A 19,634-nucleotide genomic window follows, 5' to 3' on the forward strand; every position below is an offset into this window, starting at 1 on the left:
TGACGTGGCGCCGGCACCGCCAGCCCCTGCCGTCGATCCGACCTCGCCTCCGCCCGCCGGCGGTTCTTCGACGTCACGCACAATCCGGCCATCACAAGCCGGCGCGAGCGCCATCAGCGCAAGCACGCCCATCCGCCACGGCTTCCCCATCCCACGACGTTGAGCTCACTCCGATCCTGCGTCAAGACCCCGGGGCGACGCCGAAAGTGCGCAATCGCGACGCGGCAATTTTGCAGGAGCGCGGCCCGCGTCAAAGGCTCATGCCCACGCCCACGCGGAGCCGCATGGCCACCGCGGCGCCGACCTCGCCCTCGTCGCTTCCCGCGCGTTGCTGCTTGAAGACGTACGTCTGCGCCGCCGCCTCGACGCCGAGATAGAAGCGCTCCGCCAGATCGATGTTCACCCCTGCATCGACGCCGAACGCCCCTGCCAGGCCATGGCGGTCGGGCGCGCGCCCGGCGGTCTCGAACCGCTGCCTCATGACGGCGAGGCCGGCGTCCACCCCGACGCCGAGGCTGATCACGGGCAGATCCCAGGAGCGGGACAGGCGCACGTCCAGGCCCAGCTCATCATTGCTCGCCGCGAGGTGATCGTTCTGGAAGGCGCTGCGGCACCCGCTGAGCCGAGGCGCGACGCCGAGGTGCTGGAGCTCGATGCCGTACCCGACGAAGCCGCCGTGACAGAGCGAATCCCCCGGGAAAAGGGGCGTCCTGAGCTGATAACCCGCCACCGGCCCCTGCGCGACCTCGCGGACGCCGCCGCCCTTGCGCACGAGCCGGGCGAACATGACGCGGCTCAATCGCTCGTCGCCGACATCCAGCGTCTGCCCGGCCCCGGCGTCGACGCTCCCCTCCAGGAGAAAGTCGGGGCCTCGCCCCCGCACGAAGTAACGGCCAGGGCGCAGGCTCACGGTCCGCGTCGCGTCGCTCGCCCCCACCTCGGCCACCACCGCGCCCTCGCTGGAGTCTCGCATCACGAGGTAGGCCCTGCCGGCCGGAAACCGGAGCACGCCCCGGAGCGACGCATGGACCGGCAGCTCGGTCAGGACGAGCTTGCCCTGGCCGCGGAGGTCGTAACGGAAGGTGGGGTGTTGCGCCCCGGCCCACGTGCGGCTCGTCGCGCGCAAGGTGCTCTCGTACGCATGGCGGTACGCCTCCTCGAGCGAGACGGCGCCGTCTCGATCCGCGTCGGCCGTCCCCAGCAGCCCCGAGACGAGCGCGTGGGTGAAGAACGACCCTTTGAGCTCATCGGACTCCTGAGCGTCCTCGTTTCCGGAGCTCGACGTGAGCGTCACCATCCCTTGCCCGGCGAGCCGCTGATCGAGCTTGATGACGAAGGGGGGCGCGCTCGCGCCGCCCTTGACGCGCGTCAGCGCCCCGGAGCGGCACGAGTCGACGATCAAGAGCCGCGCCGAGGCCGCCGAGCCGCGGACGAGCTGCTCGAACTCCGTCAGCGAGAGGGGCGTCGGCCCGAGGTGAAGCGCGTTCGCGTCGGCGTGGCCGGAGTAATAGACGAGGTAGAGGACATCGGTGTCCGGGCTCGAGATGGCCGCGCGGACACGGTCGTTCATCGTGATGAGCGTGCGCCGGACCGTGTCCGCGCCCTCGCTCCGCAAGAGCACCAGGTTCGCCGGGGGAAAGCCGCCGAGGTCCTTGAGCACGTCGTACATCTTCGACGCGTCGTCCTCCGCGTACCGGAGCTCGACCTCGCCCTTCTCTCCGGCGTTGTTGCCGATGAGCACCGCAAAGCGCTCGATGCGCGCCTCGGCCGGGGCCGCCGCGGCGGCGACGGCCAGGCCGCACGCCGCGGCGGCGAGCGCCGCTCTGCGACGGCGGATCACGGCGACGCCGCGACCTTCTCCGCCGTGAGCGCGTCGACGTCGCAGCCCGGCGGGGCGGGCGGCGCGCCCGGGTGCGCCGCGAGCGCGGCCCGGAGCGGCTCGACCGCGATCGCCTCCGAGCAGAACAGCCCGAAGATCCGCTCGGTGCCGAGCGTATCGTCGAGCACCGTGCTCTGGGGGAGGAGGACCTCCCGGCCCGGCTCGATCCGCGCCGCGACAGGACCGCTCGGGTAATAGACGCTCGCCTGGGAGGCCCCGTCGACGCTCAGGATCACGAGATATCGCGCCTCCGCGCTGGAGTACGTGAACTGGATCGCGTCGCCTGGATGGAGCCTCTCGCCGGCCCCGCCGGGCAGGACGCTCCCGCCGCGCTTGACGTAGAAGCCGATGTGCTCCGCGCCCTTGATGCGCTCTCCGGGGAGCTCCGCGTCTCGTCCCTCCGGCCCGGCCTGGAAGCGGAAGAAGAAGAGCGCCGCCGCCGCGGCGGCGAGCGCGCTCGCCGCCGCGGGCGCCAGCCATCGGCGCGGCGGGCGGACCTTCTCCGCGGCGCGGCGCTCCGAGATGGAGGCGCCGCGGGCGAGCCGCAGGGGCGGCGCGGACGCCGCGAACGAGGCCCGCGCCGCCTCCATCTCGGAGCGCCGCGCCGAGCACCGCGAACAGCCAGCCACGTGCGCGCTCGCCTCCTGCGCAGCGGCCGCGTCGAGCTGGCCCGCCATGAGCTCGTCGAGCTTCAGCTCCGAGAGGCACCCTTCGGGTCGCGCTGGCGTCATGGACTCGAACTCCCTTCTCTCATCCGGTCGGAGAGCGTGGCCTTCAGCCGCTCCAGCAGATTGCCGACGTGCCGGCGGGAACAGCCCATCACGCGCGCGATCTCCTCGTGGGTCATCTCATCGGAGTAATAGTGGACGGCGACCTGCGCGAGGTCGCCCGGGAGCTGCGCGAGGAGCTCCCGCGTGAGGAGGGCGTTCTCGGCGGACGCCGCCGCGCTCCCTTGCTGCAGGGGTGCGACGTGGGTGTCGAGGAGCCGCAGCCGGTTCTTGTGATCACGGATGCGGTTCAGGCACGCGTGCGTGGTGGCGCCGTAGAGCCAGCCCACCATCGGGCCCTTGCCGTCGAGCTGCCCGGGCTCGCCGAGCAGGGACGCGAAGACATCCTGGAGGATCTCCCGCGCCTCCTGCTCGTTCCCGAGGAGCCGCCGCGCCCGGCGCAGCACGATGTGCCCATGCTGCCGGTAGGCCGCCTCGATCAGCGACACCAGCGCCTCGCGATCCTCCACGTCCGAGCGTGTACCACGATCAGTGCCAGTCGGGGTACGTCAAATCCTCGGCGGGCGCGATCCGGACGGTGAGCGAGGTGCTCGACCCGCCGGCGGAGGGACGGATCTTGATCTTCACGTCAAAGCCGGCGCAGGCGTTGTGCTCCGCCTCCGTCGTCGCCGCGGCGTCGCAGGCGTCGAAGGCCGCTTGCAGCTCTGCGTCCACGGCACCTTCGCGGCTGAACACATCCATGACATGGAATCCGGGAGAGAGCGGTCCTCCGAGGAGATTCGACCAGAAGCTGCCTTCCGCCATCTGGCTCTCGACGTACACGATCACATGGTCCTCGTCGACGCCGAGCGATGTGCCCTCCCCGGCCGAGGCCTCGTCGAGCGCCGCTTCGACGGTGGCGATGCCGACCCGGGTGTCCACGACACCGAACTCGCTGAAATCGTTGAGCGCGCTCTCCTGCGGGGGCGCATGGATCGACAGCGTGAAGCTCGCGGGAAAGCTTCCGGTCACCGGCGTCTCGACGGGGAAGTTTTCGACATCGCCCTGGGTGTTCCAGACCAGCACGGCGTCGACCGGCCCGGTCGGCGCGACGCCTTGCTCATTGACGATCGTGCCCTCGACCGTCAGCAGAGCCTCGCCCGGATACTCGGAGCCGACCTGAGGGTCGCCGCACGCGGCGAGCAGGAGCGGGAGCGCAAAAGAGACAATCGAACGATGCTTCATGACATCTCTCCTTGAAAAAAAGACAACGAGTTATAACGAACGAGCAACCCAACCATCCGCGAGAGGACGCCGCGCGCAGCGCGCGCCGCCACCGCCGCGGTGCGGTCGCGCCGCCGGCGGAGCTCTCCTGGATGCACGGCGGGACGCCTGCCGTTCGGTGCAGCGCGGCGCCCCAGAGGGACCCGCCTTCGCTGGCCCCTTCGACCTGGAGAGACCGCGGGGGTCCCGGTTTGGGCACGGGTCGATGTCGATTGCTCATCTTACAGCCTAGCCGTAAAATTTCCTCCCCACCATCCACCCGAAGCAGCTCGGGCCGACGACGCTCGAGTTGCGCGAAGCTGGCTCAAGCTGCTGGCCGCGCGCCGCGCGCGTCTCCTGCTGCACCCCCGTGAACGCCGGCGCCGGCGCGCTCGCGGCGCTTGGCGCATCGGTTGCTATTCCACGTCGCCAGCAGGCGCTCGAACGCAGATGGCGAGGCCGCGTGGAGGTTCCCGACCCACGCACGCCTGGCCGGAATCCTCCGGCCGATGCCCGCCCGACGGCGCCCTGCCGACACCACAGACAAAGGAGCTTTGCTGTCATGAACAAGATCGCCCTGCTGTTCGGAGGCTGTGTTGCGCTCGCGTCGATCGCGGCGGCCTCTCCCGCCCAGGCTGGCTGGACCGGCTACGTCTCGGAAGAAGACGCCCCCGTCTACTGTCCCGGCCCCGAGGCCGCCACCGGCTTCGCGTGCTGGGGGGATTACTGCGACGAGGTCGCGCTGCACTGCAACGGATTGCCCTCCTGGAGCTCTCTGGACATCTCCACCAGGTACTGGACGAGCTACTTCTCCGAGGAGGGGGACAGCGATCTCGGCGAGATCGTGTGCTCGGACGGCCCGAGCGGCGGCAGCTGCGAGGCGTTCGAGCTCGGCGACAACGTGCGCTACTGCTTCGGCGGCCGCGGGAACAAGGGCATCGTGACGGGCATCGATTGCGCGGACCGCTACTGCGACGAGATCTCGCTCGAGTGCACAAAACCTGCGGTTGGGCGCCTCACGGGCTGCTCCTGGTCGGGCTGGCTGTCGGAGGAGGAGTGGTACGTACACTTCGGCACGAACCGGTTCATCACGGCGGTGGAGTGCAGCGGCGACTACTGCGACAACAAGCGGTTCTACGTCTGCTCGCTCGTCCAGTAGCGGCCCGGGCGCCGCGGCGCTCGCCGCGGGGTCGGCCCGGCGGCTCGTGCGTCACCGGGCGTCGAGTTGTGATACTGCTCGTCTCCCCGGGGGGAGAAGGAAAGCACCATGTCGGAGTCGAAGCTCGCCGCGCCGCAGATGGTCATCGACAGCCGTATGCTCTATTCGAGCTGGGTCCCAGCGGATCCGGCCGCCGCCGCGGCGCTCTTGCCGGACGGGATCAGGCCGGCGGAGAACAAGGCCATTTACATGAACCAGTACGTGGTCGACAAACCGGAGCAGACCTCCGGCTTCGGCGCCTATTCGCTCACCTACCTGGGGCTGGATCTCGCGGATCACACGACGCCCGACGGCGCGAGCCCGGCCCGGTTCTTCACGCACTACGTCAACTCCTCCGAGACGGTGCGCCGGTACGTGCGCGAGCGCGGCGTGCCGGCGTCGCCCGGGGCGACGACGCTCGAGCTGCACGGCAGAGAGCTCGTGGCGACCACCTCGGTCGACGGCGTGCCCATCATCCGGACCAGGGCGCTCGTCGGCAACAAGATCGGCGTGGTCGCGCGCGGCCACCTCGCCTACGTGACGAAGGTCGACGGGCGGCTCGTCGCCGGCAACTACCCCTATATCGCCGACATGGCCGACCCGTACGAGCTCCTCGCCGTCGAGTTCCTCGCGAAGGATCACCCGGTGTACGCGCTGCGGCCCGGGAGCCCGGTCCAGGTGGTGACGAGCGCCTCGTGGTACTCGCCCCGCAGCTCCTTCGTGTATCCGGGCGGAGAGCGGGACCTCTTCTGACGGCCCCGCCCCCGGCCGCCCTTCGCTCCGGCGCGGCGCTCGCCGCGGCCGGCGCGGCAGCGGCGTCCCGGGGGTTCACCGGGACGCCAAGGCCGCCAGGAGAGCCAGGATTTTCTCTCCCTTTCGTCCTTGCGCCGGATGGCTCGTATTCACGTCGTCCGATCCGCTTCGTCCGAGCGCCAGAGCGCCGTCCCCTGTGAGCGCGCCGCCGCCATGGCAGGGCGAGCGGCCCTGTACCCATCCTGCCCGCGCCGGCGAGCGCGCGCGCACACACACAGAAGGACAGGCGGCCAGGGTGGATTGGATGGGATCTCGCCAGAGCGCGCGGTCGCGAAGGAGGGAAGGCTGGAAGACCCATGAGCGCGTGGCCCTCGTTCGTCGCGCCGCGGGCGGCGACGGAGACCCGCGCGGCCCCGTCGTGCACAACGCGGCGCCGGGTACGTCGGTTGCTCCGAGCCCGTCCGCGGCCGGAGCCGGCCGCTCGTACAAGGGAGAGAACGAATGAATCGACTGATTCGACTCGGAGCACTCTCGGCCTTCCTGTCGCTCGTCCTCTGGGGCGGCAAGGATGTGGCGGCCGCTCCGATCCCCGCCGCGCTGAGCAGCAAGCAGCTCAAGGACCTGACGACAGCGGACGAAGACACGACGTGTCAATCGCTCACGCCGAACCTCGTGCTCACCAGGCAGGATTCCTGCGAGTTCGTCGGGCTCCTGTGGTCCACGGTCGGGCAGGTGTGCACCGCCGTGAGGGACAAGTGCCTGGCCGAGGGCCAGCAGCCGCCGGCGCGAGCGGACGAGACGGCCACGCCGAGCTGTCTGCCGCCGGCCGATACGCGCGTCGGCTGCACCGCGACGGTGGCCGAGTACGAGGCGTGCATGCTGGCGAACGCCGAGAAGGTCCGAGCGCTCAGCTGCGATTCCGCGACGACTGCGCTCGAGGCCCCCGTCGCCGCGTGTGACGTCATCGCGCAGAAATGCCCCGATCTCGGCAACACCGACGACGGCCAGGGCCAGGGCGAAGACCAGCCCTGACGCCACCGCAAGGCGCGCCCCGCAGGACCCTGCCCGCCTCGGGCCGGCCGCGAGGCGCGCCGCGGCTACAGCGCGGCGCTCCCGATCTGCTGGATCGTCGCCTCCACCCGCAGCCGCTCTCGCTGCTCCGGTGACGACTGGATGAGCTCGTTCAGCTTGCTGTGGATGACATAGAGCTTTCCGTCCCGGAGCACGCCGGTCGTCGGATAGACGTCGCCGAGCCGCTCTACCGCGCGCAATGTCGCGGTGCTCCAGCCGTCCTCGCTCGACAGCGAGAACGCGGCGTTCGACGCGACGCTGGCGGCCTGGTTCGCGACGACCACGAGATCTTTCTTCCCCACCAGGGTCAACCCGTCTCCGCCCACGAACCGCTCGGCGACATCGACCCTGGAGAACCGCGCGGGGTTCGCGAGGGGCACCTTGAACAAGGTGCCATCGCTCTTCTTGACGACCAGCAAATAGCCATCGGGATGGACGACCACGCCGTTGAGGTTGATCCCCTCGCCGGTGAATTGCTCGTCCCGCAGGAAGACGGCCGCGTTCCCCTGCGGATCGACCTTGTAGATGGTCGGCGAGAAGCTGTCGGTGACGTAGGCATTGCCGGCCGAGTCCAGGGCGATGCCGTTCACGAGGTGAGCGCCGGGGGACAGCGGCGCGAGATCCACGTAGTGGATGGCCTTGCCCGTGGAGAGCTCGTAGACGCCCACGGCGGCCAGGTTCTTCGGCCCCGCGGCAGATGGCTTGATGCTCGCGCCGAGATCGGAGCTCACCGCCCAGAGCCTCCCCCGCTCGACGTCCACGGCGATGCCGAGCACCGAGCAGAGGCGTGGGTCGTCGACGACACGGGAGACGCCGCCATCGCCGTCCACCGCGTAGATCGCGCCCTCCCTGAACGAGCTCACAAGGAATTTGCCTCGGCTGCTGTCGAATTCGATCGTCTCCGGATACAGCGCTGGCCTGTGGACGGTGATGGGCTGTCCCGTTCGCTCCAGGGTGACGACCTCGGCGCGCGCGCAGGCGGCGGAAGTCAGCCCGATCGTCGCAACCGCGCACAGAGCCCGGGCGGTCAACCCCGCACGCGCCGCGCGCGCAGCCGTGCGCCGCGCGCTCGGCGTCCTGTTCATGATCGACATGTCAGCTCCTGTTCTGCTGAGGCATCGCCTCAGTTTCTTCGGAAAATTCACAGGGAGACGGGGAGACGGGGAGACGGGGAGACGAGAGGGAAATATTCAAATACTCCCTGTCTCCCCGCCTCCCTGTTCAATTTCCCCGCTGAAAACGGCGGCCAAATGAGGGGGATAGCTCGGCCTGTTCTGGACAGGTCCGTGCGATGTGCGGAGCGCGCTATCGAGGCGCGCTGCCGGACGCCCGCGGGCGCCTCTCCCACGTCGTCGATTCGTCGACGAATCGCTCTTCGATCCAGGCCTTCGCGGCGCGCGCGTGCCTCAGCTCCTGGCGCAGCTCGAGGACGCGCACGGCAGCCTGGGTGTCCTCGCGCTGCGCGTCGGGGAGGAGCAGCGCTTCCTCGAGCCGCGCCTCGATCTCCTGCTCGCGGCGCGCGAGCTCGGCCATCTGCTCGCTCGCCGCGGCGGCGTCGGGCGGCGATGCCGTCACGTCGAGGGCAGCGCCGCGATCCCGCGGGAGCGCGCTGCCCGCGCCGGCCACGAGCAGCGGCGGCCGCGCGCGCGCCACCTGGACGCTCAGGCCAGCAGCCGCGATGCCGGCCGCAGCGAGGCTGGCGATGGCCCGCCGCCGGCCCCGAGGGCTCGACGTGGCTCGCGCCCGGCTCCCCGCATCCAGGAGGCGCCTGACGCGCGGAAGGAGCGCGCCCGCCGAGCGCGCCATGGCCGGGACCAGCGCGCGCCGCGGGGCGAACGACGCGCCCGACGCGACCTGGACCAGCGCGCGCGCCAGACCGAGGGGATCCCCCGTGAGCTCGACGGCGCGATCGTCGCAGGCGAGCTCCGCTGTCTGGCGGAAGCGGGACAACGCCCAGTGGACGAGAGGATGCGCCCACAGGACCGATTGCACGAGGCCAGCGGCCGGAAACCACAACCCGTCGCCGCGCTCGATATGCGCCAGCTCGTGCGCGAACACGGCATCGACCTCGGCGTCGGTGAGGTTTGCAAGCCTCGCCAGCGGGACGCAGATCTCGGAGGCTCCGATGACGAGCGGGCTGCCGACACCGGCGCTCTCCGTCAGCGCGACCGGGCCCATTCCGATCCGGGCACGCAGCCGCTCAAGCCGCTGGAGCAACCGCGCGTCCTGCACCGCCCTGCGCCCGCGGAGCCCACGCCACAGCAGCAGCGCCGACGAGGCGAACCGCAGCAGCCCCAGCGCGGCCGCTCCAGCGGTGCACGCGGCGAGCAGGGTCCACCCCGGGCCTCCCCCGGCGCGCCACGCCGGTGATCCGGCGCCGGCGCTCTCCCTGGTCGAGCCGCCGGCCCCAGGCGCGGCGTCGAGGACGGCCGGCGCGGGGGCGTCCTCGAGCGACAGGACAGCGATCTCTCCAGGAGATGCCGTGTCCCCGGGCGCGCGCTCGAAGCCCCATGACATCACCGCCGCGAGCAGCAGTGTCGCGAGCGGACCGAACAGCGCCATCTTCCAGAGCAGGTGCCGCGTGGAGGACGAGAGGGATCTCCGGTGAGCCAGGAGCGCCGCCGCCCCGATCCACACGGCGGCATGGACCGAACAGGTGAGCAGCAGCGCCAGCCAGAGAGCCGCCACGCCGGGCCAGGCGCCCGGCCCCGCGAGCAGGTGGAGCGCCAGGATCACGCTCCTTTCTCCTTGATCAGCCGCTGCATCTCCTCGAGCTCTTCAGGGCTGAGCTGCTCCGACTCCAGGAGCTGCGCGGTGAGGGCCGAGGCCCTGCCGCCGAAGAACGAGCGCAGCACGCGGTGGAGCACGCCCCTGGCCGCCTCCTTCTGGTCGACCGACGCGCGGTACACGAACTGCCTGCCAGACCGCTTGCGCTCTACCCACCCCTGCTGGCTAAGCCGCTGCAGCAAGGTCGCCACCGTCGTGGGAGCGAGCTCCCGCCCGTCCTCCGCCATCGCCGAGACGACGTCCCCTACGGAGCCTTCCCCGACGGTCCAGAGGGCCTTCATCACCGCGAGCTGCAGATCGGTCAGCGCTTCGGTTCCCACGACGACAAGTGTCGTTCATGGGCGGCCGTTCGTCAACTACAAATGTAGTCGCGCGAGTTCCGGGGCGGCCGGCGGGATCCCGGGCCGGGTCGGGCCGCGGGCTACGCCGGCAGCTCCTCGAACTGGGGGAAGGCGTCGGTGATCTGATGCCAGGGCGCCTTCGAGCCGACGTAGATGTGGTGATCGGGCCCCTTCGCCGGCGCGCCGTCGAGCGTGCCGAGCTGCACGTGCGCGAACCGCTGCTCGCGGACGACGTCGTACACGGGCGAGAAGCATTGTTTGCAGACGCAGCGGTACCCGTCCTCGGACTCGCCGACCCGGAGCAGGTGCTCCCGCCCCGCGGTGACGCGGAGCCTGTCGATCTCGATCCCGCCGATGGCGGCGCAGGCGGCGCCGGTGCGCCTCCGGCACCTCGAGCAATGGCAGTAGAAGGCGTAGCCGAACGCGTCGTCGACCTCGAAGCGCACGGCACCGCAGTAACAAGCTCCGTTCAACATGGCCCGTCTATCTCCCTTGAACGCGGCGCCTGGGAGCGCCGCTCTGGCTCCCTTGAACGCGGCGCCTGGGAGCGCCGCTCCGGCGCTCGCGCCCCCTCACCCGTCGGGGAACGGGATGAACTCGATGTCGTCGCCCGGCACCTTGGGAAAGAGCCCTGCCTTCCAGCCCTGCTTCGCGCGCTCGATGCGCTCCGGCGAGCTCGAGACGAAGTTCCACAGGATGTGGCGGTCGCCTTCGAGCGCGGCGCCGCCGAGGAGCATCACGCGGCTCTGCGAGAGCGCGCGGAGCTCCGGCTGCGCTCCGGCGCGGAACACGAGCATCGTCCCCTCGCCGAAGCGCTGGCCCTCGCAGCCGACCGACCCGTCGATCACGTAGGCCGCGCGCGCCGCGTGCTCCTCGGGCAGCGGGAGCGTCGCGCCCGGGTCGAGCTCCGCGTGGACGTAGAGCGTCGGCGACAGGACGCCGACCGGCGAGCGCGCGCCGTAGGCCTCCCCCGCGATCACGCGCAGCGTGGCGCCTTCCCGGGTGACGACGGGGATCGTCGCCGCCGGGTGGTGCTCGAAGCGGGGCGCGTCCTCCTCGTGCTCCATCGGCAGCGCGAGCCAGCACTGGACGCCGTGAAGGTGCGTCTCGTGCTCCAGGTCGCCGCGCTCGGAGTGGACGATGCCGCGCCCGGCGACCATCCAGTTGACGTCGCCCGGCCGGATCGGCTGCGCCGTGCCGAGGCTGTCGCGGTGGTGGATCTCCCCCTCGAACAGGTACGTCAGCGTCGCGAGCCCGATGTGCGGGTGCGGGCGCACCGAGATGCCCTGTCCCACCGCGAAGCGCGCAGGGCCCATGTGGTCGAAGAAGACGAACGGACCGACGAGCCGCCGGCGGACCGACGGCAGAACGCGCCGCACGGAGAAGCCGCCCAGATCGCGGGCGCGCGCGTCGATGACGAGCTCGATCGCGTTCGCGGGCGAGTCCACGCAGGCGGGTTCATGGTCGGCGTAACGGCTCATCGGGGGCTCCTTCGCGGCGCTGGGCGGGGGTGCGCGGGGCGTCGCCTCGGTCCAGGGATCGCTACCCTAGCCCATCGGGAGCTCCGGATGTGTAGCGGCTCGTCGCCCAGGTTTTTCTGTGGCTGCGTGTGAGATGGTGCCAAGCCGCCCCGGGGCCTGCCGTGAGCGCGGAACCAGGGAAGTTCTTGGGCTTCTTCCCTGGTGCTGGGGAGCGATCGGAAGAAACAACAATGATTTCGATTGGTTCCGGCTTGCGGCGGACCAGGTCTTCTTCCGGCATGGCCCAACGCGGGCCCAACCGGCCGTCTTCGGGGGCATCCATGGCCGCCGCGGCGGCGCCGGCAACGTCGCTCCGGGTCACCACGTCGCAGGGGGGCGCGGCGGCGATGGAGCCCTCGTCGCTCGCCGCTCCCGCCTCGTGTTCGCCGGACGCCGGACCACCTCCTGCTGCCGAGCCGCCCTTGGCGCTCAGCTCGGGGAGTACCTCGTCCAAGGGGGCGAAGTCGCCCAGGGCGAGTTCCGCGACCTTGCGCGCAGCGCGCTTGTAGTTGTGGATCTGGTCGCTCGAGCTGTGGCCGGTTCGATCGGAGATCCATGTCTCCGTGCGGCCGACCGCGAGCTTGACAGTGATGAAGGTCGCGCGCGTGTCGTGCAAACGGATATTCAGCCTTGAATCCGTGGTCTCGAAGAGCTCAGGCCGATCGATTCCTGCGCGTCGGAGGTGATCTCTGAAGTTCTTTGCCCCGTTGTGCCCCGGCAAGGCGTTGCCCCACTTCCCCACGAAAACACGTGCATTGTCCGGGCAGAGCTCGCGCCACTTCCGGAGCGCGCGCACTACGTCGGGCGAGAGGGCCCACGCGCGGGGATCGTCCGTCTTGTTCTCGTCGAGAACCACTGCGCCGCGCTCCAGATCGACATCCGACCATTCCAGCCTTCCGGCCTCGTCGGCTCGCATGCCTTCCCGGTCGAGGAAGCCGTAGTAGATCCGGAAGCAAAGAGGGATCGCCTGGCACCGCATAAGGCGATGGTCCTCGTCGGGGTAGAGGTAGCCCTTTGCCTTCTCATCATCGTTTTTGGGGATCCATCCCCGCGGCAGAGGGTTGCTACCGATAACGCGCGCCGGGTAGGTCGCGAGCGCTAATATGCGATGGATGATTTGAGCGATCTTTTGACGCGTTCCGGACTGCAAGTGCCCTGGAAGCAATGACATCGCGTGATCGGCATGATCGAGTGTGAAGCGCGCGAGAGGAACAGGACCAAGCACCTCGAGCACGTGGGCCAGTCTCGATCTGTAGTCATCCGCGCTGCGAATCGTCTTCACATGATCCGGATACTGCTCGGCGAGCTGTCCGGACAGAACCCGCTCGGCGAACTCCGCGAAGGTGGTCTCTCCGGTGGCGCGGGCGCGCGCTTCGCCCCGGCACAGCTGGTCGATCGCGAGCCGGACATCACGGAGCGCATTGCCCTCGCGCGCGGCAGCCTGCTCCAGCAGCGGCATGCCGAGCACGATCTGGCCGGCTGCGAGCAGACGCCCCGCAAGCTCCGCCAGCACCTTCAGGCGCGCGTTGGCTTCTTGCTCGGTCCGGCACGTCGGCAACTTGAACGTCGGTCGACCGGCCTCGCCGAGGCTAAGGCGCGCGGTCCACGTCTTGCCGCGCAGCCGGACGGACCCGGAGCCGTTGGTGCGCTTGTCTCCTGCTGGCCTGCCAGGCGCGCGAGCAGCCAGTTTCGGGCGCACGATCGTGCCCGCGGAGCCCGGCGAGTCTGCGACGGGCGCAGCTGGCTCCGCCGCCGGTGAGGAGCGCCCGCTAGACCGGCTCGAACGCAAACGCCGGTCGGTCGATGCCTGTGCAGGGAGGGATGAGGCGGGGGAGGAAGGCGAGCGCTTGGCGCGCGCCCGTCGCTGGGGTACGTCGGTCATGGGTCGGTCTCCGGTGAAAGCGGGGCTCGATCAAGGGCCCGTCCGGCGTTCCACCGCCGGGCGGGCCCGCTCTACTTCGGCGGCAGCCTAGCACGGCGTGTTCCTGCGGGAGGAGCGCTCGCCCGGTTGGTTTTCGGGCATGGGACAGATTCAAGGCCGACAGAGGCCAGCACAGCGGCAACCCGTGTGCGCTCATCCACCTCTGCGGTACGACGCGAGGCCGGCTCACCGGCCAGGGCGCGCAGGTACGCCACGAACGCCTCGCGCTCGACCAGACGCAGCTTGCCGAGCTTCGTGACCGGCAGGGGAAAGCCCGGCGCGCGGATCGTGTCGAGGAAGACGCGAGCCGGGATGCCGGTGACTGCCTCGACGTTCTTCTGCGAGAGCATCTCCGGCTGCGGCGCCGTGATCGTCAGCCCATCCAGCGGGATCGCGAGCGTTGCGGTTGCCGTCGTCATGGCTGACTGGTCGATCATCTTCGGGCTGGACCATCCGCCGGTGGGCGTCTCCAGGCTCTCTCTGTCGATGGCGCGCGTGCCGTTACCAGCCTGACGAAGAGCAAGCGGTGCCGATACACGCGCGAGAGCCGCTCGTGTCATGCCATACCTCCATCCGTGTTGGGTTCGTAAATAGGATCGGCGAGCGGCCACGATAGGCACGCACGGGAGACGCAAGCGGCGAAAGTCCAACTCGACGCCGCTTCATGTGCTCGACTGGCGCGCTTCGCGCCGGGCAGCGCTGCACCGCAGACGAGCATGCCGATCGCCCGGACGTGGGCTTGGCACCGCGCGCGTCCCGCGCTCCGCCGCCTCCCACGCGGCTCGCATGCTGCTTTCAAGTTTTCCTCCCCCCTCCATCGGCGGTCCCATTCGCTTCAGCGCCTCCAGGCGCGCAGCCTCCAGCCTCGACCGGCGCGGCGCCGTCGCCCGGCGCTTCTCCACGAGCTCACCGAGCACCTGCTCCGCGCGCTCCCACTGCGCCGCCGCCCCCGGCGCGTGCGCGATCCTTCGCACGGCGTTCCAGGGCGCTTCAAGCTGATCACACAGGTTGCCGATCTCGGGGTGCAACCGTGCGATCGCGCGCAGGTGGCACCGGGTCTGCTTGTTCATCTGGAAACACTCTTCCAGGACGTGGCTCGGCGCGCGGACAACTCCGCACGCGAGCTCGTACCAGCGCCGCGGGCTCATGCGTCTACAAAAGCACCGAACCACAAACCCGCCAGAGCGAAGCCTTCATTTTCCGTTCAACTTTAAAGAGCGTTAAAGCACACTACCAGAGTCGGCTCCTGGCGAGGGCGACGGCATTAAAGTCTGATGTAGCGTGCGACCAAGAGAGCGCCGGTCCTCACGTGGCACCGTGCCCTGACTGGCGTTCGCTGGGACCCGATCACGTGAGCTCGGTGTGCGGGGTGACCCCTCCCGGCGATCCCACGGCCCGGCCATCGAGCGGGGCCAGCTCGCCCGCCGCCGCGGCCGCGAGCCGCGCTGGCGTCCACCTGGGCGAGTTCCGCCTTGCGCCAGCCTCCCGCCTGGACGAGCTCCGCGGCCACGTGCGCCGAGTTCGCGTCCGCGGCGTGTTCGGCTCCAGGCCCAGGCCGCTCCGGCGTCCGCCGGGAAGAGCTCACGCCCCACCCTTCGGGCCGCCGCCCCGCGGTCGTGCCCGCCGCGCGCCGCCCTGTTGCAGACGTATGCGACAAAAGGGAGATCGGCGGCTCGCCGGAGCCCCTCAACCGACCCCGCGCAAAATTACCAAATCGACCCCCTTCGCGCCCCCCCAAATAGGCCCCTCGGGCGCTCCCTCGAAGCCGTCTAACTGCGCGTCACCAGAGCGGTTTCCACACCTGACCAGATCCCGGTAACTCGCGACGAGATACCGGGTCGTCAGAATTACCATTTCGGGCCTCCTCACGGGCTCTTGTTCAAGCTCCGCCCCGAACCCGAAACACCGCAACAACGGAGGTTCGGACGTGGCAGTCATCCCCGAAGGAAACCCGAATTTCCTGGTTCGACAAGCCAGAGGAGTAGCACGCGCTCGACTTCGAAGCGCCGGCCGTGCCCGGAGGCGCGGGGGGAAGACGCGCCCCCCGTGGCGCCGCTCGTCCCGCTTGGAGATCCGCCGTCTTCGTCGACGACGTGCCGCCGGTGTACCGCCTGTCTCGACGGAGCTGCAACAACTCGCCGCGAAGACCAGCAGCGCTCCCAGGGCTGCGAGCGTTCGATCCAGAAGCATGATGGTGGCCATGGTAGGCAGTGCTCCGTCCAGAGGGAACGGCGATCTGCGTCGGGCTATGGATCTCCCGCGTGCCGCCTTGACCCGCCGGATCGCGTCACTCAGTATGTCGCTCCGTGTGATTGCTGATCGCTCGTTCGCTTCATCCATACCGATATTCCTCCGAGGTGACCGCCCCCATGTCGACTGCGAGAACGACGGAATTGCGTCGCCTGCTCTGGTCCGCGGAGATGACGATCCTAATGGAGGCCCACAACGGCTTGTCGGCAAAGCTGGTCGAAGAGGCGGGCTTCCAGGCCATCTGGGCTAGCGGCCTCGCGATCTCGGCCTCGCTCGGGGTGCGCGACTGCAACGAGGCGAGCTGGACGCAAGTTCTGGAAGTGCTGGAGTTCATGGCCGACTCCACGAAGCTGCCGATCCTCCTCGACGGAGACACGGGCTACGGCAACTTCAACAACGTGCGGCGGCTGGTGCGAAAACTCGAGCAGCGCGGCGCGGCGGGCGTATGCCTCGAGGACAAGCAGTTTCCGAAGACGAACAGCTTCCTCGGAGGGGAGGGGCAACGGCTCGCAGACATTGGCGAGTTCAGCGGCAAAATCCGCGCGGCCAAGGACGTCCAGTCCGATCCGGATTTCGTCGTGGTGGCGCGAACGGAGGCCTTCATCGCGGGGCGCGGGGTGGACGAGGCGCTCTGCCGCGCGAAGGCCTACGAAGAGAGCGGCGCTGACGCGATCCTGGTGCACAGCAAGCAGCCCGACGCCTCGGAGGTGCTGGCGTTCGCCCGCCAGTGGCGATCGAACACTCCCCTCGTCGTAGTCCCGACCAAATACCCTTCTGTTCGTCTGGATCGCCTCGTGCCCGAGGGGATCCGGAGCTTCATCTTTGCCAACCAGGCCATCCGGACGGTGATCTCCGCCTTGAGTGAGAACCTGCGCACCCTGCGCGCCAGCGCCGATCTCATGTCCGTGGAGGGGCGGATCGCCTCGGTGGAGGAGATCTTTCGCCTCCAAGGCGCCGACGAGCTCTGCCGGGCAGAGCGAAAGTATTTCGACCAGACGCGTTGATGACCCCGGCGCCGGTGCTAGGCTCCGTCCGAATTGAACGTGCGAGGGTCGAGGACGGCGTGAACGACCTGGTGGACACGAGACGAACCGCTCTCGACGTCGAGGACTTCCTTCACGGGCTCCGGGGCGCTGCGAGGAGCGATGTGAAGACGTCCAACCCCGAGCTGCGCGCCTGGCTTGTCGACCTGGGGGGACGCTCCTTCTTCGTGAAGTGGGCGAAGCGCGAAATCTTCGACGAGACGCTCCGTAAAGACGCGGAGATTTGCTCGCTCGACCTTCATCCGGCCATCGTCCGTCTGCACAATGTGCTCGAAGCGCGGGACGGGACGGCGCTCGTCTTCGAGAAGATAGAGGGGACGCCGCTCATCGGGAGACAGAACCGCGGCCGGTTCAACGCGCTCCCGGTGGCCGAGAAGATGCGCGCGCTGCGCTCCATCTTCGGCGCCATCAACGCCATCGCCGGAGCCGGCTATGTCGGCGTCGACTTCTACGAAGGCAATGTGATCTACGATTTCGCCCACAGAGCGGTCAAGATCCACGACTTCGAGCTGTTCGAGCGGGGCGATGGCTTCACGCTGAAGGCCCAGCGCAACTACGGCTCCACCCGGCTCATGGCCCCTGAAGAGTTCATCCAGGGATCGTGGATCGACGGCCGGACGAACGTCTTTCAACTCGGGCGTTATGCCATCTGCGCACTGAGCGACCGCGCCGGCGAGGATTGGCGCGAAGGGCTCCGGTGCTCTCCCGATCTGGCGAACGTCCTCCTCCGGGCGACCAGACCGGATCCGGCGGAACGACACCCGTCCGTCAAGCGGTTCTGGGAAGTGTTCGACGCGGCGACGGTCGATGTCGCCGCCGGATCCCCCGATTGAAGAATTGAAGATCCGAAGCGCGCGTGCTCGCGGCCTCGCCCGGCGCTACGCTCTTCGTCGGTGGGGATCCTCGACGGCATTGCCACGCTCGACGACGTCCTCGTTGACGGGCGCCTCGTCCTCGTGCGCGTGGACTTCAGCGTGCCGATGTCGGGGGCGCGCATCGTCGACGACGCGCGCATACGCGCGACCGCCGGCACCATCGAGGATCTATGCGCGCGCGGGGCGCGCGTCGTGCTCGCCTCGCACCTCGGCGATCCCTGCGGCTCCCGCGCCGCAGGCCCGTCGCTCGCGCCCGTCGGGGCGCGACTGGGCGAGATCCTCGGCAGGAAGGTGCGCTTCGTGCCGGCGTGCACCGGTGAGCGTGTCGCGCGGGCGAAGAGGGATCTCCGGCCGGGCGACATCGCGCTGCTGGAGAATCTCCGGCTTCATCCCGGCGAGAAGGCCAACGAGCCGGCCTTCGCGGCGGCGATCGCCAAAGGAATCGACGTCTATGTCGGCGACGCGTTCGCGACCGCGCACAGGCGACACGCTTCGATCGTGAGCGTCCCGCGGCTCGTGCCCGCGCGAGCCGCGGGGCGCCTCGTCTTGCGCGAGCTCCGCGGCCTCACGCCGGCGCTCGACGCGCCCGCGCGCCCTTTCGCCGCCGTCCTCGGCGGAGGCAAGGTTGCCGACAAGATCGGCGCCCTCGAGCGGCTCGCAGAGGCTGCCGACGTATTTCTCCTAGGCGGTCGCATGGGGCTCACGTTCCTGGCGGCGGCGGGTCGTTCGGTCGGCGCTTCGCCCGTCGAGAACGCGCGCGTCGGGCTCGCCGCGGAGCTCCTCCGGACCGCGCGCGCCCGCATCGTGCTCCCCGTCGACCACGTGGTCCGGCGAGGCGACGATGTCGAGATCGTACGAGAGCTGGGAGCGGGCGACGTCGCGTGCGACGTGGGGCCGCGTACGGCCGCGCTCTTCGGAGAGCTGCTCGCGGGGTGCGCGTCCGCCTTCTGGAACGGCCCCCTCGGTGTGTACGAAGACCGGCGGTTCCTTGAGGGCACCCGTGGCGTGATGACGGGGCTCCCGCGCGCCGCGATCGCCGGCGGCGGTGACACCCTCGCAGCGGTGAGCCTCCTCGGCATCGCGAGCCGCTTCGCTCACCTGTCGACCGGCGGCGGAGCGACGATCGCCTACGTCGGTGGGCTCCCGCTGCCGGGCATCGAAGCTCTCCGCGCCTGACTGCGCCCTCTCAACGCGGGGCGCGCGCAGCCCAGGCGACGATCGCGGCCAGTGCGGCGTGGGCGATCTCCTCCTGGATGTCGGCGGAATGCCCGCCGAGGTGCGGCGTCGAGATAACGCGCGGGTGCTGGAGGAGCTCCCCGTCCAGCGCCGGATCGAGCACGTCGGAGCCGTACCCGTCGAGCAGCCCCTCGTCGAGGGAGCGCCGGACGGCGTCGTGATCGACGACCTCGCGTCTTGACATGTTGACCAGCACGCCGCCACGGCGCGCTCGCGCCAGGATCGTGGATCCGATCAAGTGCCAAGTCTCGGGCGTCAGCGGGACGTGCACGCTGACCACGTCGCACTCGAGCACATCGCGGAGCGATGCGAGCTCGACGCCCTCGCTCGCGAGCATCGGGGTCCGACGGCAGGCCACAACGCGCATCGCGCCCAGTGCAGCGTAGACGCGTGCCGTCGCCCGACCAGTGGCGCCGAGGCCGACAACGCCGATCGAGCAGCTCCGGAGCGTGCGCCCCAGGAGGCGGCTCTTCGCGTTCGCCTCGCCGACGCGCATCGCGAGCCACCCCTCGCCGAGCCTGTGCAACAGCCCGAGCCCCATTGCCACCGCGACCTCGGCAACCGAGCGCGCGTTGATGCCAGGAAAGTTCATGACCTCCACGCCATGCTCACGACAGGCGTCGATGTCGATGTTGTCGAGACCCGTGCCTGCGCGGAGCACGAGCCGCAACCCCGCCCGCGACCAAGAGCGGACGCGGTCGCGATCGAGCCGTGTCTCGCTACGCATGACGAGCGCGTCCGCCCCCTCGCCCTGGTCGAGCAGCTCGAACCCGCGATCCACGAGCATGGT

The 19,634-nt window shown here is 69.8% G+C and carries 18 protein-coding genes and 1 pseudogene; 6 read left to right on the plus strand and 13 right to left on the minus strand.

Going from position 1 to position 19,634, the window contains the following annotated elements; translation table 11 throughout:
• Positions 1 to 250: 250 nt before the first annotated feature.
• The 4 genes from WMF46_RS34685 to WMF46_RS34700 are packed head-to-tail and all read right to left on the minus strand — an operon-like array spanning position 251 to position 3,831.
• Positions 251 to 1,840: a caspase family protein gene (locus WMF46_RS34685; protein WP_437981115.1), complete on the minus strand. Its 1,590-nt coding sequence runs from the start codon at positions 1,838 to 1,840 to the stop codon at positions 251 to 253.
• Positions 1,837 to 2,610, minus strand: a complete 774-nt coding sequence (locus tag WMF46_RS34690) for a DUF4384 domain-containing protein (RefSeq protein ID WP_437974001.1) — start codon at positions 2,608 to 2,610, stop codon at positions 1,837 to 1,839. Before WMF46_RS34690 ends, WMF46_RS34685 begins: the two co-directional genes overlap by 4 nt.
• The gene (locus WMF46_RS34695; protein ID WP_437981116.1) at positions 2,607 to 3,116 is read right to left on the minus strand and encodes an RNA polymerase sigma factor; all 510 of its coding nucleotides are present in this window, start codon (positions 3,114 to 3,116) and stop codon (positions 2,607 to 2,609) included. Before WMF46_RS34695 ends, WMF46_RS34690 begins: the two co-directional genes overlap by 4 nt.
• 19 nt (positions 3,117 to 3,135) lie before the next feature.
• Positions 3,136 to 3,831, minus strand: coding sequence for a hypothetical protein (locus WMF46_RS34700; protein ID WP_437981117.1), 696 nt, complete (start codon positions 3,829 to 3,831; stop codon positions 3,136 to 3,138).
• Positions 3,832 to 4,411: 580 nt separating this feature from the next.
• Between WMF46_RS34700 and WMF46_RS34705 the strand changes: the two genes are divergently transcribed.
• From WMF46_RS34705 to WMF46_RS34715, 3 genes are all read left to right on the plus strand, one after another.
• The gene (locus WMF46_RS34705) at positions 4,412 to 5,008 is read left to right on the plus strand and encodes a hypothetical protein (protein ID WP_437981118.1); all 597 of its coding nucleotides are present in this window, start codon (positions 4,412 to 4,414) and stop codon (positions 5,006 to 5,008) included.
• 108 nt (positions 5,009 to 5,116) lie between these two features.
• A complete protein-coding gene (locus tag WMF46_RS34710) occupies positions 5,117 to 5,800 on the plus strand; it encodes a hypothetical protein (RefSeq protein WP_437544113.1) in 684 nt (227 codons plus the stop codon).
• Positions 5,801 to 6,301: 501 nt separating this feature from the next.
• Entirely contained in the window at positions 6,302 to 6,832 is a 531-nt protein-coding gene (locus tag WMF46_RS34715) for a hypothetical protein (RefSeq protein WP_437981119.1), read from the plus strand.
• Between the two features lie 65 nt (positions 6,833 to 6,897).
• Here WMF46_RS34715 and WMF46_RS34720 read toward each other — a convergent pair whose 3' ends face one another.
• The 8 genes from WMF46_RS34720 to WMF46_RS34755 all read right to left on the minus strand — a co-directional run bounded on the left by WMF46_RS34720 (position 6,898) and on the right by WMF46_RS34755 (position 14,510).
• Positions 6,898 to 7,965, minus strand: a complete 1,068-nt coding sequence (locus WMF46_RS34720) for a hypothetical protein (RefSeq protein WP_437981120.1) — start codon at positions 7,963 to 7,965, stop codon at positions 6,898 to 6,900.
• Positions 7,966 to 8,176: 211 nt separating this feature from the next.
• Positions 8,177 to 9,607 (minus strand): M56 family metallopeptidase, encoded by a 1,431-nt coding sequence (locus WMF46_RS34725; RefSeq protein ID WP_437981121.1) that lies wholly within the window; start codon positions 9,605 to 9,607, stop codon positions 8,177 to 8,179.
• Positions 9,604 to 9,978 (minus strand): BlaI/MecI/CopY family transcriptional regulator, encoded by a 375-nt coding sequence (locus tag WMF46_RS34730; RefSeq protein WP_437544121.1) that lies wholly within the window; start codon positions 9,976 to 9,978, stop codon positions 9,604 to 9,606. The genes WMF46_RS34725 and WMF46_RS34730 overlap by 4 nt, the downstream gene beginning before the upstream one ends.
• Positions 9,979 to 10,079: 101 nt before the next feature.
• On the minus strand, positions 10,080 to 10,475 hold the full coding sequence (locus WMF46_RS34735) for a GFA family protein (RefSeq protein ID WP_012239229.1): 396 nt from the start codon (positions 10,473 to 10,475) through the stop codon (positions 10,080 to 10,082).
• A gap of 96 nt (positions 10,476 to 10,571) precedes the next feature.
• Positions 10,572 to 11,480, minus strand: a complete 909-nt coding sequence (locus WMF46_RS34740) for a pirin family protein (RefSeq protein ID WP_437981122.1) — start codon at positions 11,478 to 11,480, stop codon at positions 10,572 to 10,574.
• 61 nt (positions 11,481 to 11,541) lie between these two features.
• Positions 11,542 to 13,218 carry a tyrosine-type recombinase/integrase gene (locus WMF46_RS34745; RefSeq protein ID WP_437981123.1) on the minus strand — a complete coding sequence of 559 codons (1,677 nt, stop codon included), beginning with the start codon at positions 13,216 to 13,218 and terminating at the stop codon, positions 11,542 to 11,544.
• A 254-nt stretch (positions 13,219 to 13,472) separates the two neighbouring features.
• Positions 13,473 to 14,000, minus strand: a complete 528-nt coding sequence (locus WMF46_RS34750; RefSeq protein ID WP_437981124.1) for a hypothetical protein — start codon at positions 13,998 to 14,000, stop codon at positions 13,473 to 13,475.
• Positions 14,001 to 14,102: 102 nt separating this feature from the next.
• Positions 14,103 to 14,510, minus strand: coding sequence for a hypothetical protein (locus tag WMF46_RS34755; RefSeq protein ID WP_437981125.1), 408 nt, complete (start codon positions 14,508 to 14,510; stop codon positions 14,103 to 14,105).
• 1,299 nt (positions 14,511 to 15,809) lie between these two features.
• On the opposite strand from WMF46_RS34755, the pseudogene aepX reads away from it, so the two are divergent.
• The 3 genes and pseudogenes from aepX to WMF46_RS34770 form a co-directional block, all read left to right on the plus strand.
• Positions 15,810 to 16,688 (plus strand): annotated as a pseudogene (gene aepX, locus WMF46_RS34760) (phosphoenolpyruvate mutase); the annotation flags it as partial.
• 65 nt (positions 16,689 to 16,753) lie between these two features.
• Positions 16,754 to 17,566, plus strand: coding sequence for a protein kinase domain-containing protein (locus tag WMF46_RS34765; RefSeq protein WP_437981126.1), 813 nt, complete (start codon positions 16,754 to 16,756; stop codon positions 17,564 to 17,566).
• 60 nt (positions 17,567 to 17,626) lie between these two features.
• On the plus strand, positions 17,627 to 18,784 hold the full coding sequence (locus WMF46_RS34770) for a phosphoglycerate kinase (RefSeq protein WP_437981127.1): 1,158 nt from the start codon (positions 17,627 to 17,629) through the stop codon (positions 18,782 to 18,784).
• A 10-nt stretch (positions 18,785 to 18,794) separates the two neighbouring features.
• On the opposite strand, the gene WMF46_RS34775 is transcribed toward WMF46_RS34770, so the two are convergent.
• Positions 18,795 to 19,625 (minus strand): NAD(P)-dependent oxidoreductase, encoded by an 831-nt coding sequence (locus WMF46_RS34775; protein ID WP_437981128.1) that lies wholly within the window; start codon positions 19,623 to 19,625, stop codon positions 18,795 to 18,797.
• Positions 19,626 to 19,634 lie beyond the last annotated feature (9 nt).

The organism is Sorangium sp. So ce117 (assembly GCF_051524395.1).
Taxonomy (GTDB): domain Bacteria; phylum Myxococcota_A; class Polyangia; order Polyangiales; family Polyangiaceae; genus Sorangium; species Sorangium cellulosum_B.